Source organism: Streptomyces sp. Ag109_G2-15 (assembly GCF_900215565.1).
Classification (GTDB): domain Bacteria; phylum Actinomycetota; class Actinomycetes; order Streptomycetales; family Streptomycetaceae; genus Streptomyces; species Streptomyces diastatochromogenes.
Genome location: NZ_OCNI01000001.1, coordinates 6599112 through 6615548, shown reverse-complemented (window position 1 = coordinate 6615548; position 16437 = coordinate 6599112). Strand labels below are relative to the sequence as shown.

The following is a 16437-nucleotide window of genomic DNA, read 5'->3' as shown; positions in this document are numbered from 1 at the left end:
ACCTCACTTCACGTCAGGCCGGGTTGAGGAAGGAGGGCTCCTCGGGCTCGGGCACCTCGTAGTCCCGCTCCCAGCCCTCGCACTCGAGCTTCAGCGACTGGATGGCCACCGCGTTGGCGTTGGCGTCCAGTTCGCCGAGGACCTGGTACTCGCTGGGCCAGGTCCGGTAGAGCTTGTGCGAGACGGCGACCTGACCGGCCTCGTTGAGGACCTGGATGACGATGTCCTTGCGGAAGTCGGCGAGGGACACCTCGGAGCCGAGGCCCGCGCCGACCTGCCAGACCTTGTTGGCCCAGCGGTCGAACTCGGGGTCGTGGGTGACCCCCCGCTCCAGGGTGATGCCCTCGAACTCGGAGCGGCCCGGCGACTTGCGCGGGGAGGACGGGTCGCCGCCGTGGCGGTGCTTGACGACCTCGGTGGTGCGCTTCAGCGGGCTGATCTTGCTGATGCCGGCGACCGTACGACCGTCCCACAGGACCAGGAACTTGAAGTTCTTGTAGGGGTCGAAACGATGGGCGTTGACGGTGAACTCTGCCATCGGATTCCTTCAGCTCTCCAAGATTTCCGTGGGCCTACAGCTCGAACTGCCCGGACGTCTGCTGGATTTTGACGATCACGAACTCCGCCGGGCGCACCGGTGCGATGCCGACCAGGACGTTCACGATGCCGTTCGCGATGTCCTCGTCGGTGGTGGTGTCGCTGTCGCACTTGACGAAGTAGGCCTCGCGCGGGGTGCCGCCCTTGAAGGCGCCCTGCCTAAAGAGCGTGTGCAGGTACGAGGAGGCGGCGAGCCGGATCTGCTGCCACAGGTTCTCGTCGTTGGGCTCGAACACCACCCACTGCAGGCCGCGCTGGAGGCTCTCCTCGACGTGCAGGGCGAGCCGCCGTACGGGCACGTACTTCCACTCGCTGTCGAGCGCGTCGGCGCCCTCCAGGGTGCGGGCGCCCCAGACCGTCGGGCCGGTCAGCGGGAAGCTGCGCAGGCAGTTGACGCCGAGCGGGTTGAGCAGTCCGGTCTCGCGGTCGGTGAGGTTGACGGTGAGCGAGTGGACGCCCGCGAGCCGTGCCTCGGTGCCGGCCGGTGCCTTCCAGACGCCGCGCTCGGAGTCGGTGCGCGCGATGACGCCCGCGATCGCGCCGGAGGGCGGGAAGGAGCGCAGCCGCCCGGTGAGCGGGTCGGTGAGCTGGAGGTGCGGGAAGTACAGGGCCGCGTGGTTACCGCGTACGGCGTCGAAGGCGGCGACGCCGGCCCGCGCGCTGTCCACGCTGACCCAGGTGCCGGGCGCGTCGACGAGCAGGAAGATCCGCCGCTCCTGGCACAGGCGCTGGGCCGCCGAGACGACCGTGATCGCGTCCTCGGTCTTCTCGTACGCCGCCAGCTCGGGCAGGACGAGCAGGTTGACGTCGGCCACGCCGCGCAGCGCCTGGATGCCGGTCTTGTCGGCCTCGGAGCCGATGAGGTCGCGCGGTCCGGGTGCCTCGCCGTCCTCGCCGCCCGCCAGCGGGAAGACCGGCGGGTTGACGGAGGCCTCCAGGCCGAGGTCGTTGGCGCACTCACCGAGGAAGCGGACGACGTCCTCGGGGTCGGCGGAGCCGGCGACCACCTGGACGCGGCGGCCGAAGGCGGTCACCTCGGCGCCCGCGAAGGCGTGCCTGCCCGGGGCGTCGGGCAACGCGCGCAGCTTGCGTTCGAGCAGCAGCGCCAGCTCGGCCACGCTGGAGGGGGCTTCACCGTCGCAGTCCGGGTCGTAGAGCGTGAACTCGCGCTCCACGTCGCCGATCTTGACGGTGAGGCCGACGGCCAGGTCGGGCAGCTCGTGACCGAACGGCTTGGAGACGGTGCCGGACGGGTCCGGGCGGCCCTCGCCGAGCACCTCGACGCGGATCAGCCGGGAGCCGGCGTTGATCACGGTCTGTGCGTAGCGGCCGCTGGACGGGTCCATGGACAGGCCGGTGAAGCTCTCGCGGGCCTCGCCCCGGGCGTCGTAGACCCGCAGGTTGAAGGTTTCGTCGGGGCAGGGCGTGTCCTGGTCGACGGCGACGCGCAGGCCGTTGCCCCAGACGCCGGGCTCCTTGGCGTGCACCTCCAGGACCGGGCTGTCGCTGTGGCCCTCGGTGGACTTGAGGGTGACGCAGGCGGCCTTGCCACTGCCGGCCTTGGTGACGCGGACGACGACGGCGACGGTGCCGCCGTTGCCGAAGAACTGGTGGACCGCGTAGCCGACCGCGCTGCGCGCGCTCAGGCCGCCGAAGCGGCGCTCGAACTCCGCGAAGCTGGTGACGCGTACCGGCTCGTTGAGCGGACCCCGCCGGGTGTGACCCACGAAAGCGGTCACCGACGTGGTCAGGGTCGAGATGGTGCGGGTGCTGCTGGGAAGCTCTTCGACGTAGACGCCGGGATACGTCGGCTTGGCGGCGCTCACCGCGCTCATCGGCTTTCCCCCTCCTGTCCCTGGTCTTTCGGGCACCGGACGAAGGCACCAAGAGGGTGACAGCGGAGGGACATGTTCCGGATCGGTGGCACACGACACCGCGCAACTGGACGACGGCGGCCGAGCGCACACCGCATCAGTTCCCCCGTCGACGCCCGGACGGTCGGTGTCCGGGTCAAGCAGTGCGCTTGCGACTCCTGATGCTCAAGTGCTCAACCCACCTTGTTGCGTCGCGAGTTGACCCAACAAGGCGCCTTCCGGCCACGCAAAGAAAAGGTTTCGTGAAGGTCAACTCGCGGGCTTCACACATCGTGCCCGCGCGCCCCCGACAGGTGGTGCACAGCTTCCCCACAGGGGGTGTCGGGTCGGCGAGCGAAACCTGCCCGGGGCGGCCGTAACCACCGGGGAGACGGCACACCGAGCAGGTGGCGCACGGAACCGGGGTCCCCGGGTCCTCCTCGACTCGTACACAATCCACGGTGGCTGGTTCCGTCGGGGTGCGTGTCTGCCGGGCGCCGGACGGCGTTGTCAGTGGCTGCCCCTAGAGTTCCCCGCACTTGATCACTGCGCATGCGGGGAGGCATGTATGGGGTGGGTTGCTGCGGGCGACTACGAGGTCGCCCTCGACGGCGGGAAGGTGGTGTGCCGCAACGCGGCCGGGCGACGGCTGAAGTCCGTGCCCGCCAAGCTCGGTGACGATCCGGCGGTCATGGGTCTCAGGCAGCTCGCCGAGTGGCTGGAGCGGCACGAGCGGCAGTGCCTGGCCGATGTGGAGCGGTGGATGGTCCGCTCGCTGCCGGTGCCGCTCGCCGTCGTCGCCCGGGTGTGGCCGGACCCCGCCTGGCAGGCCGCCCTGCGCGACCTCGTCGTCACCGGCGACGACGGACAGGTCGCCGGCTTCCTGCGGGACGCCGACCCCGAGCGCGGCCTGGGCCTCGTCGACCTGGACGGCGACACCGTCCGGGTCTCCCCCGACCTCGTCCGCATCCCGCACCCGGTCCTCCTGGACGACCTGGAGGAACTGCGGGAGTTCGCCGTCGAGCTGGGCGTCGAGCAGCGCGCCCAGCAGCTCTTCCGCGAGGTCTGGCACCGCCCGGCCGGCCTGGACGCCGAGGGCACCCAGGTGGAGGAGTACGCGGGCGGCTCGTACAAGGAACTGCGCTTCCTGCACGGCAGGGCCGGCCAGCTCGGCTACCGGGTGCGCGGCGGACACGCCGTGTGCTCCGTCCTGGAGGACGGCCGCGGCATCGAGGCCCGCGTCTGGGTCGGCGACTACGACGGCTGGGAGGAGACCGAGACCGGGTCGCTGGTGTGGGCCGACCCCGCCGGGCGCGTGCTGAAGCTCGGTCAGGTGGGGCCGGTCGCCTGGTCGGAGGGCATGCGCATGGCGGCCGCGCTGTACGCCGGGCGGGACATCCAGGACGAGGAGCAGGCGGCATGAACACGTACGACGAGACCACCACGGCCGCGCTGCTGGACGCCGGCGCCGTACTGCCCCCGGGCAGCACCGCGCGCGAGGACGCCGACGGCCTCACCGTCCGCACCTACACGCACCCCGCCCTGGACGACCGGCAGGTGGTCCGCCTGGTGCCGGGCACCCTGGGCGAGGCCGAGGACCTGGCGCTGGAGTTCCTGGGCCTGGCCCGCGAGCCGGAGACGCCCGAGGTCGGGCAGGTACGCAAGCAGACGCTGGGCTTCCCGGCCTGGGCCCTGGTGAACGACCCGGCGAACGGGCACCACGCGCTCGCGCTGGTCAAGGACGTCGAGCGGCTCGCCCGGCAGGCCAAGTCCCGTCCGGGCAACGCCAAGGAGGGCTTCGAGGCGCTCGGCGAACGGCTCGGCCGGGCCGTGCCGCACTTCCTGCCGACCTTCTACGAGCAGGCAGCGCGGGTCTTCCTGCAGCACGAGAACACCACGTACGCGGCCGCCTTCTTCGGCAAGGCGCGTGAGGCCGAGCGGGTGCACGCGCTCACCGTGGACGAGGAGCGGCAGCGGGCGGTGTTCCTGGAGTTCGCCTTCGCCGGAGCGCTGACCGTCAAGGCCCTCAAGGAGCATGTGAAGGACCTCGCCCGGCGCCTCGACCCGTCCGCCGCGTGGGCGCAGTTCCGGCAGCTGACGGTCGAGCGCTGCGCGGCCGGCATGCCGCCGTACGCCTCGCTGCCGCAGGACGCGCGGGGGCTGATCAAGGCGGCCGGTCTGAACCGGGTCACCGAGGAGTGCGCCCTGGTCGCCGACCTGATCGCCTCGCCCGCCGCTGTCCGGGCGCCCGCGTCCTTCTGGAACTCCTACCGCTCGACCCTCGCGGTCCTCACCGAAGAACGGCCGGAGGTGCGGGCGCGGCTGCTGGAGATCATGCCGGCCGGGCTCGGCCGGGAGGTCGAGGACGACGAGTTCTGGCTGACGCTGCTCGCCGAGTGCGGGGCCGAGCGACTGCTGACCGAGGAGGCGGCGGCCGAGGAGCACGACGTCGATCCCGCGGACTGGCTGAGCCGCTGGGCCGCCTTCCGCAAGCACGGCGGATCCTTCTCCCGCCGCTCGCCGGCCACGCTGGCGCTCGTCGAGCGGATGGCCGCGCGGCTGCGCGCCGCCGGGCGGCCCGTGGACCTGTTCACCGGCCGCTGGCACGCGGGTGCCGACCTCGACCTGCTGGACCTGTGCGCGGCCGAGGGCATCCCGCTCTCGGTGCCCGGCCCTGACGTGAACGTGTATCTGCCGCTCTCCGACTGGCTGAAGGACACCCGGAGCGGTCGCCGGGACCTGGTGGCCGTGGGCGCCGACCCGCGCTTCCGACGCCTGCTGCACACGGCCCTCGGCACGGACAGCTCGGGCCGGCTGGACTCCGACCTGCTGAAGGCCGTCGCCGCCCACCCGGTCCTGGCCGGCGTGCTGCGGGAGTGGCTCGGCGAGGCCGCCGACGACTTCACCCGTGCGGTGGGCCTGCCGGGTGCGCGTGCCGCACTCGACCGGCTTCGGCCCTTCCGGACGGTCGCCGCCGAGGCCAACCCGGACGCCGTCACCCGTATCGCCGAGCACGAAGTCGCCGCGCTGCTGGGCCGCACCCTGCGCGCCGGCATCCTGGACGAGCTGGGCTGGCCGGCCCTGGAGGAGGCGCTGACGCTGCTCGACGGCGAGACCAGGAAGGGCGAGGACAACACCCTGACGGTCCAGGAGGCCTGGCCGGCGCTGATCCTGGTCCGCCGGCACAGGGTGATCGTCGTGGGCCCGGAGAAGATCGTCCTCGACCACGAGCTGCGCCTGCCCCAGGAGCTGGAGCGCTGGCAGCGCCCCCAGTTCCGGTACGTGGACGGGGAGTTGCTGGCGATGTGGCGCCAGGGCAGCAAGCAGTACGGCTACTGGTCGGCCCGCCCCGCCGAGGTGTTCGAACTCGGCGGCGAGCAACTGCCCTCCTACTGGTCCGGCAACAACGTCGGCACGCCCTCGATCCCGTTGCCCGGCGGTGGCCGCGCCACCGGCGGCCGCACACTGCACCCCGGTGACACCGTGCTGCCGCCCACCCGTACCGTGATCGGCGACGGAACCACGTACTGGCGCCAGGGCAGGCAGGGCCGGGAGACGGTGTGGCTGGAGTACGACCCGGCCACCGGCGCACACGGCCGCGCGTCCCTGCCCGCACTGCTGCGCTCGGGTGTCCGCGAGGACGCCTCACTGCTGCACGACTTCTGCGAGGTGCTGCCGCTGCAACCGGGGCTGGAGAACAGCCCGTTCGGCACCGACGGCACGGTCCTCGGTCGCTGGGTGCGCACGGAGGGCGACGGAACCGAGGCCCACAAGGTCGCCGGTACGCCGGACGGGCGCACCGTGTCGATGCCGGCCGGCTTCCCCGGTCGGTCGAGCGCGGCCCCGCTCGGCGCACTGCGGCTGCCCGGCGGCGCCGAACCGGTCGTCGCGCAGATGTACCAGCACATCGGTCTGTTCGCGGCCGCCGACACCTCCCCGGACGGCGAGCTGGGCCGGATACCCACCGGCGAGCGCGGCAGCGAGTTCGCCGCCGGCACCCGGCTCGTGCCCCCGGTCTCCTTCTGGCACGCCCTGCGCCCCCGCGACGAGCAGGCCTCGGCAGCGCTGCGCGCCCTGACCGACGCGCAGGCGGGCGAGGTGCTGGACATCACGGCGAAGGCGCTGCTCGGACGGCAGGAAGCGCTGGCCCGCGCCGGCACGGACGAGGCCGCCAAGGCCGCCGTACCGCCCGCGGACGAGGTCGCCCTCGGTGCCGTGGCCCTCGCCCTGCCGGACGTCACCGACGGACGGCTGCTCATCGGTGTCACCGCCCTGGTGCGCGCGACCCTGCGCGTCGCCGAGTCGGCCACCGTGCTCGCGACTCCTCCCGAGGAGCGGACGCACAAGGCACGCAGCGGCAGCGAGGAGATGTTCGCCGACTACAACCCCCCGAACGGCGACGACCGCACCCTGCACGACGCCCTGTCCGGTGTCGTCGGCCTGCACGGCTGGTGGTACCAGGAGCGGCGGAGCGCGCTGCGCCAGGTCCGGGCGGTGAACCACGTGCTGTCCGGCAAGCCCGCCGAGGGCAGGCAACTGCGCGGCCTGGAGCGGCTCGACGCCCTCGGCGACGGCTGGCGCAGCGACGAGCGCACCATCCCCGGGATCGGCATGGTGTGGCCGCCCGTGCTGGGCGTCCTGCGGGCGCTCACCGTACGGGCCACCTCGCCCGCACTGTCCGACGCCCAACGGGAGTCGCTGCTCCTGCTGTTCGAGGCGGTCGCCGAAGGACCGCTCGCCGCGGCCGAGGGGGTCCTTCGCGGGGTCGTACTGACCGAGCCGCACGAGAAGCAGGAGCGCACCGGCCAGGTGCTGCGCCGCGACGGCCGTACCGTCGTGATCCTCGGCTGCCAGAGCATCGACAGCGAGCGGGACCGCGTCAACTGGCTGGCTATGGACCACGATCCGTCCGGCGCGTTCGGCGCGATCGGCCACTTCACGCTGGAGAGCGAGGTCCGGCATGCCCCGACGATCTCCGCCGAGGACCTCGCCACCGTCGCCCGCCTGATCCGGGACAAGGGCGCCGCCCCCTGGCGGCCCGAGGCCACCGAGGCGCTGGTGGCGGCGACCGGCGGCGGGCTGGGGCCGCTCCAGGCCACCGTGCTGCTGGCCGGTCTGCCGCAGTCGCCGAGTGCGGAGGCACTTGCCCTGCTCGGGCTCAAGCCCAAGCAGAGCCAGTTCGGCCACGCCAGGGTGAACGCCCTGAAGTCCGAGGAGCGGACGGCCCTCCTGGGCGCCCTGCTGCCCTCGGACCCCGCCGACCTGTGGTCCACCGGACCGGACACGGAGGCCGCCGGCCGGGTCTGGGCCGAGCGCCTCGGCTCGCTCGTCCGCGTGCCGGAGGAACTCGCCGCCGACCTGGCCGGCACGGGCGCCGGATACGCCGAGGAGGTGCTCAACCCGTCCCGCACCCCGTGGCTGGCCCGCACCACGGTCCAGCGGCCCGACAAGGACGGCAACCTCGTCTGGGCGGACCCGAGCGCGATCCCCGGCCGGAACGATCTGACGGCCGCCGTGAACGCCCTGGCCGCGCTGGCCTACGTCCTGCCGTACGGCCACCCGCTGCGCGCGTCCCTGCCCGAGGGGCTCGCCGCCCTGCGCCGCCGGATGGCCGATCCGGAGCTGCTGCTCGACCTCGACGTCGAGTGGACGGAGAAGGGCGGCTCGACCGCCGTCGAACTGCGCAAGGCCTACGGCCTCCCGGCGACCGGGGGCGCGGACGCGCACGGCAGCACGCGGGTCGGCGAGGCGATCGTGCTGCGCCCCTGGTACCAGGACACGGAGACGGTCCTGATCCGCCCGGCCGCGCTCAGCGGCCCCGACGACGCCGTGTTCGGGCTGCTGGAAGGCCTGCTCGGCGACGCGCGTGGGAACGGACTGCGGACGCTGCGCACGCTCCTCGGCGATGAGCTGACCCGGGCGGTCGAGGCCGGCGTCGGCACCGAAGGCCCCTCGGGGTACGCCCAGGACCCGGCCGTCAGCGCGCCCGCGCTCGTCGCCGAGGTCGCCGCTGCGCACGGTCTGGGCGAGGACGCGGCCACGCTCTACCTCCTGCTGCTGGCGCTGCCCGACCCCACGGACCGCAACTGCGCCCGCTGGACCGGCTGGAAGCCCGCCCGTATGAAGAAGGCCCGTGCGGAGCTGGCCGCGACGGACCTGGTCGTGGAGGCCAAGCGGCAGCGGGCCGGGCGGAGCCTGTTCCTGCCCTGCGGCTGGCGCGAGCTGAAGGCGCCCGCGCTGCCGGTGGAGATCTGGAAGGAGGGCCTGTACCCGGTCCTCGACCACCGGCGGGCCCTGCCCCTGCTGCCGGTGCCGGAGCTGTTCGCCCGCGCCTGGGACCGGGTCCGCGCCGGGGACGCCCCGGCGTACGAGGAGCTGACCACGCGGGCGACGCGCAGGGGGCGGCGCCGATGATCCTCTCCTCACCGACCACCACTCGTACCACCCCGAAGGGCACCTGCCGATGACCACCGTCCTCGTTCCCGACGCGACCCGTCAGATCGTCCCGCCCGAGGACCGGTACGCCACCGAACTGGCCTTCCTCGCCGCGTACGACGCCGGTCCGCGCCCGCCCGCCTGGCGGCTCACCCCCCGGGCCGTCGTCACCTTCGTCATGGGCAGCGGCGGACAGGCACTGCGCCTGCCCGAGGACGCCGAGGTGCCGGACGGGGTGCCGCGGCGCCTGGTGGTGGAGGGCAAGTTCGTCGGCGACCGGGCGCTGGTGGAGCGGTGTGTCGTCACGCTCGCCGGTGAGCGGGGCCTGCTGCTCGTCGGCGAGCCCGGCACCGCCAAGTCCATGCTGTCCGAGCTGCTGTCGGCAGCCGTGTGCGGGACCAGCGGCCTGGTGGTGCAGGGCACGGCGGGGACGACCGAGGACCAGCTCAAGTACGGCTGGAACTACGCCCTGTTGCTCGCGCAGGGGCCCAGCCGGCAGGCGCTGGTGCCGTCGCCGGTGCTCACCGCGATGTCCCGGGGTGCGATCGCCCGGGTCGAGGAGGTCACCCGCTGTCTGCCCGAAGTGCAGGACTCCCTGGTGTCGCTGCTGTCGGAGCGGCGCATCGCCGTACCCGAACTGGCGGGCAGCGAGGACGCGTTGGCGCACGCGGCGCCCGGGTTCAACCTCATCGCCACCGCCAACCTGCGGGACAAGGGCGTCTCGGAGATGTCCGCCGCGCTCAAGCGCCGCTTCAACTTCGAGACCGTGGGCCCCATCGGGGACCTCGACGCCGAGACCGCGCTGGTGCGCAGCCAGGCCAGGGCGTCGGTGGAGCGGGCCGGGGCGCCCTTCCAGGTCGACGACGCCGTACTGGAGGCGCTGGTCACCGCGTTCCGGGACCTGCGGGAGGGGCGGTCGGCGGAGGGCTGGGAGGTGGAGCGGCCCTCCACCGTGATGAGCACCGCGGAGGCCGTGTCCGTCGCCGGCGCGCTGGGCCTGGCCGCGGCGTACTTCCCCGGTGACCGCGACGTGCTCGACCTGCTCCCGGGCCATCTCCTCGGTGTCGTGCGCAAGGACGACCCGGCCGACGCGGCCCGGCTGCGCGGCTACTGGGACGGTCCCGTCCGGCGCCGTGCCGAGCAGGGCTCCGCCACCTGGCGGACCCTGTGGGACCTGCGCACGGTCCTGGAGGGCTGACGGCCGTGCCCCATCCTTCGCCCGAGGCCGCAGTCCTGGCCCTCACCGACCCGGCGGCGCCGTACCTCATCGGTGTACGGCACCACGCGCCGTCCCTGGCATCGGCCGTACCGGCGCTGCTGGACGCGGCGAAGCCGGACGTCCTGCTCGTCGAACTCCCCGCCGAACTGCAGGACTGGCTGCCATGGCTCGCCCATGAGGAGACCCGCGCACCGGTCGCCCTCGCCGCCGCGCCCGGCGACGGGGGCGGGGGTCCGGCCTTCTACCCCTTCGCCGACTTCTCACCGGAACTGGTGGCGGTGCGGTGGGCGGCACGGCACGGCGTACCGGTCGTCGCCTGCGACCTGCCGCTCGCCGACCGGGCGTGGGGTGGGGAGGGCCGCGCGGAGACTGACGGCCCTGGAAACCCGGCAGCGGAGGGTTCCGTCGCCGGGCTGGCCGGCGCCCTCCGCTCCCGTCTCACCGGCCGCCCCGGTGACGATCTCTGGGACCGGCTGGTCGAGGCCACCGCCCCGGGTTCCTCACCGGAGGCCCTGCGACGGGCCGCGCTGCTCACGGGGTGGGCGCTGCGCGAGGACGCGGCCGGCTCGGGTGGGGTGCCGGAGCTGGATCTTCGGCGGGAGCGGTGGATGCGGTCGTGTCTTGCCGGGGCCACCGCGAACGGGGAGCGTGCCGCCGTGGTGGTGGGTGCGTTCCACGCGCCGGCGCTGCTGGCACCGGCCGAGAACACGCCCTCGCCCGTGGCCGACAGAGCCACCCCAACCTGGACCACCTCCCTCATCCCCTACACCTACGCCCTCCTCGACGAGCGCTCCGGCTATCCCGCCGGTATCCGCGACCCCGAGTGGCAGCACAGGGTGCTCGAGGCCGCCGGTGATCCGGCCGCGCTGGAGGACGTGCTGACCGGGGCGGCCGTGCGGGTGTGTGCCGAACTGCGGGCGCTCGGCCATCCCTCCGGGCCCGCCGACGCCCGGGAGATCGTGCGGCTCGCCGGTGATCTGGCCCGGCTGCGAGGGCTGCCCGCCGCGGGCCGGGTCGAGTTGGTGGAGGCCGTGCAGACGGTGCTCGCACAGGGCGAGCCCTACGGGAGAGGGCGGGCCGTCGCCCGGGCGATGGAGAAGGTGCTCGTCGGCACGCGCGCCGGGCGTCCGGCGCCGGACGCGCCGCACAGCGGGCTCGCTCCGGCGGTCGAGGCGGAGCTGGCCGCGCTGGGACTGCCCGGTCCGGCGGACTCCGGCCCCGGCTCCGCCCGCGATCTGCGCCTCGACCCGCTCCGCTCCGACCTGGACCGCGGCCGCGAACTCCTGCTGCGCCGCCTGACGGTGTGCGCGGTGCCGTACGCCGAGCCCAAGGAGGTCACCGGCGCGGGCGGCACCGAGGCGCTGACGTCCCGCTGGGAGGTGCGCTGGACGCCCGCGACGGCGGCCATGCTCACCGCGGCGGGCGTCCGTGGCGTCACTCCGGCCCAGGCCGCCGAGGGTCTGCTCCGGGAACGGCGGCGCACGGAACAGGACGAGGGCGGGCCCACCGCGGCGCAGGCCCTGCGCGGCCTGGAGCAGGCGGCGGAGTGCGGACTGCCGGACCTGGCGGACGAACGGCTCGACGACACGGCCGAGGTGCTGCCGAACTCCGGCACTCTGCCCGAACTCCTCGCGGGTCTTGCCCTGTTGGACCGGGTGCGCACCGGTCATATCGCCGGACTGCCGGCCGACGGGGACCGTACGGCACGAGCCGCGGCCGTGGCCGAGTTGCTCACCGCCGCCGCCGTGCGCCAGGTCGACGGCCTCACCGGCTCCGAGGACCCCGCCGACGCCCACGCCCTGCTGGAACTCGCCCACCGGGCCGACCTGTTGGGCGGCATCCGGCTCACCGACGCGCTGGCCCGGCTGGCCGCCGACGGTACCCCGCTGATGCGCGGCGCCGCGGGTGCCGTTCGCGTGCTGCTCGGGCACGAGGAGCCGCGCGGCTTCGGTGACCGGGTGGCGTCCTGGGTGGACGGCGCCCGCGACCTCGAGACCCGGTCCGCGCTGACCGCGCGGCTCACGGGACTCCTGACCGCCGCGGGCCAGTTGCTGGAGTCCGCGGCGCCCGCGCTGGAACCGCTGCTGGGCCGGGTCTCGGAGCTGTCCGACCGGGACTTCCTGGACCGGCTGCCCGCGCTGCGGGGCGGTTTCGACACGCTCAGTCCTGCCGCCCGCGACCGGCTCCTGTCCGCCGTCGAGGAGCGCCTGGACGAGCGCCACCTGGCCGACACGGGCGCCGTCGACCCCGTCGCGCTGGCCGCCTGGACCCGCGCCGACCTCGCGGCCCGAGAGGCCCTCGGCACCTGGGGGCTGCTTCCGCCGCCCCGGCAGCCGGAGGCCGTGCGGGCGGCGGCCGGCGGACCGGCCGACCCGACCTCCAGCCAGGCCGCAGCCGACGGAGCGGCCGACACCGCCTCCGGCGCAGGCCATCGGCTCGCATCGGCTGACCACCGGCTCGCGCCGACCGACCGCTGGCGCCTCCTGCTGGGCCGCCGTACGGACCGACTGCCCAGCTCCGCCCGCCCATTGGCGACCGCACTGGACGAGCTGTACGGCAGCGGACGCGGGGAGGGCAGCCGGGGCGACCTCACCGGTGCGGGGCGCGGCGGCGGCCGGGAGGCGTCGTATCCGGGGGTGCGGGAGTGGTCCGAGGAGCTGGCGGCGCTCTTCGGGCCGGGCATCCGGGAGGAGGTGCTGGCGGCCGCCGCCGCGACGGGCCGGCCGGACGTGTTCGCGGAACTCGACCCCGACTCCGTACGCCCCTCGGTCGATCTGCTCCGCTCGGTGCTCCGGCACGCGGGCGGGCTGCCGGAGGCCCGGCTGGCCGCGCTGCGTCCGCTCGTCCGGCGCCTGGTCGACGCGCTGACCCGGCAGTTGGCCACGCGGCTGCGCCCGGCGCTGCACGGCACCGCACTGCCGCGCCCCAGCCGCCGTCCGGGCGGTGGACTCGACCTGCCGCGCACGCTGCGGGCCAACCTGGCGACCGCGCGCCGTACTCCGGACGGCACGGTCCAGGTGATCCCCGAGCGTCCCGTCTTCCGCACCCGGGCCCGCAAGGCCGCCGACTGGCGGCTGGTCCTCGTCACCGACGTGTCGGGGTCCATGGAGGCGTCCACGATCTGGGCGGCGCTCACGGCCTCCGTGCTGGCCGGCGTGCCCACCCTGTCCACGCACTTCCTGGCCTTCTCCACCGAGGTCATCGACCTGACCGACCATGTCGAGGACCCGCTGTCGCTGCTGCTGGAGGTCAGCGTGGGCGGCGGCACCCACATCGCGGCCGGGCTGCGGCACGCTCGCGAACTGGTGACCGTGCCCTCACGGACCCTCGTCGTGGTCGTCAGCGACTTCGAGGAGGGCTACCCCCTCGGCGGGCTGCTCGCCGAGGTCCGCGCCCTGGTCGGCTCCGGCTGCCATGTCCTCGGGTGCGCGAGCCTGGACGACGCCGGGCGTCCCCGGTACTCGACCGGGGTCGCGAGCCAACTGGTCGCGGCGGGGATGCCGGTGGCCGCCCTCAGTCCGCTCGAACTCGCCCGCTGGGTAGGGGAGAAGATCGCATGAGCCAGGATCTCGAGAGCGAGCAGCGTGTGAGCGCGGCTCTGCCTCCGGTCGCCCCGTCGGTGACCGCCGAACTCGTCGCGGCGCTATCGCCCCGGCTGCGCAAGCGGCTCGACGCGGGCACAGCCAAACTGGCGGACCGCCCGGCCGTCCGCGACGGCGACACCGTGCGGATCGCCGTCGACGACAGTACCGACGTCGAACTCCACGCCCCCGGCGGCACGGTGACCAGCGCCGAGGCCATCCGCTGCGGCTGCCTGCTGGCCCCGGACTGCCTCCACCGCGCCGCGGCGGCCTCGGCGGCACCCATTGCGGAACCGATCGCGGCAGCCGACTCCGGTGCGGTGGAGACCGGTTCACAGGAAGCGGTGAACACGACGGAGCCCGAGCGGGCCACACCTCAGCAGTGCGCCGCCGCCCGTGCCGTCCACGCCGCCGCGACCGCCGTACTCGAAGCGGGTACGGACGGTTCCGGGGCGGTGCTCCAGGCGGAGCTGCTGCGCGCCGCGCACACGGCACGCCTCGCGGGTCTCCCCAGGGCCGCCGCCACGGCCGTCTCCGTGGTCACCGCGCTGCGCGCCGCCCGCTCCGCCGACCCTGCCTACCGCCTGGCCGACCTCGTCACCGCGCTCCGCGACGCCCTGTCGGCGGCCCACCGCATCCCGCACGCCGAGGGCCCGGAACTGACCGAGCTGCGCGGCACGGTCCGGCAGCCGTACCGCCCGGACGGCTCGCTGCGGCTGTACGGCCTCTTCTCCGAGCCGGTGCTCACGGCGAGCGGGTACGCGGGCGCCGTCACCTGGACCGCCGACGCCGAGGGCCGCCTGTTCCAGGTGTCGGACGTGGCACCGGGCGGCGCCGGGCGGGCGACGGGCGCGGCCGACCGGGCCGTACGCGTCGGTGACACGGCGCTGACGCACCGGGAACTGTCCCGGGCAGGGCTCGCGGTGTCGGGGGCGACGGTCTCTCCGACGGGTCGGCTCGGCGCGGGCGCGGGGGTACGGGCGGTGCGCGCGTCCGGTGCCGACTGGCGCGAGGAGCCCCTGGACCGGCTCTGGGCGGTGCCGGTCGCCGACCAGGTGTCCCGTGCCCTGAGCGGTGGCCACGACCTGCTCTTCCTGGAGGTCACCCTCACGGGCACGGTCCGGGAGGCGGCGGGCGACTGCCTGCTCGCCGACTGCGGGGGCGTCCCGCTGCGGCTGACCGCGGCGCACGACCACCCGGCGCTCCCCCACCGCGACAACCTCCGCCTGCTGGCCGCCGCCCGGGGCAGCCGGCTCCGGGTCGTGGCCCGGCTCGTCCCGGCCCCGCACCCCAGGGCCCAGCTGCTGGCGACCGAGCATCCCACCCTCCCCGGCACCCGCGTCGACGCCGGCCTGGACCGGCTGCTCCACGCCGACCTGCCCGCCTCCCCGGCGCCCCCGGCCGCCACGCCCACGCCCGACGAGGCACCCGTGCACCTGCTGCGCCGGCGCGTGCACCAGGCGGCCTCGGGCGGCCGGCTCGTGCTGTCCTTCCCCGGGAACACGGCGGCCGACGTCCGGCGGCTGAGCCGCCACGGTCTGGCGACGGCGGGAGACCTCGTGGACGAACTCCACGCGGCCGCGGCGGAGCGCTCCCGCGATGTCTTCGGCCGGCTGCTCCCGGCGGACACCGACCGGTTCGCCCGGGCCTGGCTGGCCGCGGCCCGCTACACCGACGAGGTCGACCGCGCGCTGTGCGCGGCGGCCTGGGGTGCCTGAGGCAGGCGTACGGCGAGGGGGTGGCGGCCGCGCCGGGTGGACCGCCGTTCCCCCGCACCGGCGGCCCACCCGGCGGGCGTCCGAGCAGTTCGCTGCCGCCGGGTTGAAGTCTGCGGCAGCAGGGGACGGCAGGGGTATGCGTACAAGTACGTACGCGGCGCCGGGCGGGAGGACGGCGAGCGGGAGACTCAAGCGGAGAGAAACACGTGGTACACGGGCTGAACAAGGCCTACGAACGCCTGGTGGCGGTCGCCGTGGCGGCGCTCCACGAACGGGAGCCGGGGCGTCTGTGGCCGCTGCTCGGCACCGCGCTCACGGACCTGTGCGGCGGCGAGGCGGTGGTCCACAAACTGGACGACTGGAGCGAGAACGAGGGCACCGTCGGGGTGGCCCCCGACGCCGCCGCGACGGAACTTGGCCGGCTCCGGGACGCGGACCTGGGGCTGCTGCGCGCGGGCTACCCCCTCGCCGACCACTACACGGCCCGGGCCGACCGGACCCCGGTCACGGCGTACCGGGCGGTGGGCCGCGACTGGCCGCGCAGCCCGACGGCCCGTCTGCTCGGTGACGTCCTCGACGTCGACCACGTGCTCGGCGTACCGCTCCCCGGAAGCAGCGCCCCGATCACCGGCTGCCTCGTCTACCGCTCCGGTACGGACTTCACCGACGACCACCTCACGATGGCCGAGCGCGCGCAGCCGTTGCTGGCCGGCGTGGAGCGGCAGCGGCAGCTGCTGGAGGAGTGGCGGCGGTCGCCGGCCCCGGCCGGAGCGCCGGACGAGCGGGCGGCGGACTGTGCGCTGACGCCCCGCGAGACGACCGTGCTGCTCCTGCTCGCCGACGCGCTGACGGCGGACGCCATCGGCCGCCGGCTCGGCATCTCGGCCCGCACGGTGCACAAGCACGTGGAGAACATCTACCGCAAGCTGGGCACCCGCGACCGGGTCGGCACGGTGCTGCGCGCTCAGCGGCTCGGTCTGGTCCCGTCCCCCGGCGCCCAGGAGCTCTGTGCCGGTCCTCCCTGATTGGTTACC

General features: G+C 74.6%; 8 protein-coding genes. 6 read left to right on the top strand and 2 right to left on the bottom strand.

Annotated features, from left to right (window positions below):
• Positions 1-13 precede the first annotated feature (13 nt).
• Positions 14-538: a phage tail protein gene (locus CRP49_RS29775; RefSeq protein WP_004003113.1), complete on the bottom strand. Its 525-nt coding sequence runs from the start codon at positions 536-538 to the stop codon at positions 14-16.
• A 34-nt stretch (positions 539-572) separates the two neighbouring features.
• Positions 573-2432, bottom strand: a complete 1860-nt coding sequence (locus CRP49_RS29770; protein ID WP_097256121.1) for a phage tail sheath subtilisin-like domain-containing protein — start codon at positions 2430-2432, stop codon at positions 573-575.
• A gap of 586 nt (positions 2433-3018) precedes the next feature.
• On the opposite strand from CRP49_RS29770, the gene CRP49_RS29765 reads away from it, so the two are divergent.
• From CRP49_RS29765 to CRP49_RS29740, 6 genes are all read left to right on the top strand, one after another.
• Complete coding sequence (locus tag CRP49_RS29765; RefSeq protein ID WP_097256120.1) at positions 3019-3873, top strand: DUF4132 domain-containing protein; 855 nt, start codon at positions 3019-3021, stop codon at positions 3871-3873.
• Positions 3870-8864, top strand: a complete 4995-nt coding sequence (locus CRP49_RS29760; RefSeq protein WP_097256119.1) for a hypothetical protein — start codon at positions 3870-3872, stop codon at positions 8862-8864. The genes CRP49_RS29765 and CRP49_RS29760 overlap by 4 nt, the downstream gene beginning before the upstream one ends.
• Positions 8865-8913: 49 nt before the next feature.
• A complete protein-coding gene (locus CRP49_RS29755) occupies positions 8914-10083 on the top strand; it encodes an AAA family ATPase (protein WP_097256118.1) in 1170 nt (389 codons plus the stop codon).
• Positions 10080-13664 carry a DUF5682 family protein gene (locus CRP49_RS29750; RefSeq protein ID WP_373560401.1) on the top strand — a complete coding sequence of 1195 codons (3585 nt, stop codon included), beginning with the start codon at positions 10080-10082 and terminating at the stop codon, positions 13662-13664. Before CRP49_RS29755 ends, CRP49_RS29750 begins: the two co-directional genes overlap by 4 nt.
• A complete protein-coding gene (locus CRP49_RS29745; RefSeq protein ID WP_257033524.1) occupies positions 13661-15403 on the top strand; it encodes an SWIM zinc finger family protein in 1743 nt (580 codons plus the stop codon). The genes CRP49_RS29750 and CRP49_RS29745 overlap by 4 nt, the downstream gene beginning before the upstream one ends.
• A gap of 206 nt (positions 15404-15609) precedes the next feature.
• Positions 15610-16428 carry a LuxR C-terminal-related transcriptional regulator gene (locus CRP49_RS29740; RefSeq protein ID WP_179851788.1) on the top strand — a complete coding sequence of 273 codons (819 nt, stop codon included), beginning with the start codon at positions 15610-15612 and terminating at the stop codon, positions 16426-16428.
• Positions 16429-16437: the final 9 nt, after the last annotated feature.

Bases quoted from the DNA above. Each gene is read 5' to 3' on its own strand.
- CRP49_RS29760 (WP_097256119.1), top strand. From the start codon at position 3,870: ATGAACACGTACGACGAGACCACCACGGCCGCGCTGCTGGACGCCGGC.
- CRP49_RS29745 (WP_257033524.1), top strand. From the start codon at position 13,661: ATGAGCCAGGATCTCGAGAGCGAGCAGCGTGTGAGCGCGGCTCTGCCT.
- CRP49_RS29775 (WP_004003113.1), bottom strand. From the start codon at position 538: ATGGCAGAGTTCACCGTCAACGCCCATCGTTTCGACCCCTACAAGAAC.
- CRP49_RS29755 (WP_097256118.1), top strand. From the start codon at position 8,914: ATGACCACCGTCCTCGTTCCCGACGCGACCCGTCAGATCGTCCCGCCC.
- CRP49_RS29765 (WP_097256120.1), top strand. From the start codon at position 3,019: ATGGGGTGGGTTGCTGCGGGCGACTACGAGGTCGCCCTCGACGGCGGG.
- CRP49_RS29770 (WP_097256121.1), bottom strand. From the start codon at position 2,432: ATGAGCGCGGTGAGCGCCGCCAAGCCGACGTATCCCGGCGTCTACGTC.